This is a genomic window from Neisseria sp. P0021.S006 (assembly GCF_051956895.1).
Map to the genome: position 1 here is coordinate 1 of NZ_JBQCWZ010000814.1, position 644 is coordinate 644.

1 protein-coding gene is annotated in these 644 nt (G+C 48.4%); it reads right to left on the reverse strand.

Translation table 11 applies throughout. The annotated features are described in order from the left end of the window. The coding region (locus ACTHUM_RS17260) for a D-alanyl-D-alanine carboxypeptidase family protein (RefSeq protein WP_440403592.1) at positions 1-543 on the reverse strand (543 nt) is incomplete at its 3' end. Positions 544-644 lie beyond the last annotated feature (101 nt).

A 644-nucleotide genomic window follows, 5' to 3' on the forward strand; every position in this document is an offset into this window, starting at 1 on the left:
GTTGAAGTGGGTATGCTTCATGCCCAAGCGTTTGGCTTCTTCGTTCATTTGTTTGACAAATTCGTCGATAGAGTCGTTGCCAATGGCTTCGGCAAGGGTAATGGCGGCATCGTTGGCCGACTGGATGGTTGTACCCTTAATCAAATCGCTGACACTGACAGGAACTTTCGGATCAAGGAACATGCGTGAACCTTCGACTTTCCAGCCGACGTTTGAAACTGTCAGCATCTGATCTGCTTGAAGCGTACCGTTTTCCAGTGCTTTAAAGGCAAGGTAGGCGGTCATCATTTGCGTCAACGCGGCAGGCTCGATAGGCGTGTCGGCATTGTTGGATGCCAAGGTTTGCTTGCTGTGCAGGTCGGTAACAATATAGGCAGTCGCCGCAATTTCCGGCGGCGTTGTCGGGCTGTTGATACTGTGCAGCAGTGGCTGCGTTTGAGCCTCGCTTTGTACGGCAGGTGCGGATGCAACCGGGTCTGCCGCAAGGGCTGGAGTATTCAGGAGGGCAGCAAAAATTAAGCTAAGTAGCGTTTTTTTCATCATTATTTATGGATTTGAATATGAGTGGACACTGTTTCTTTCAAAGTAAACAGTTTGGCATATTAAATAGATATTAAGCGGACATTATACCGTCTCATTTAGGC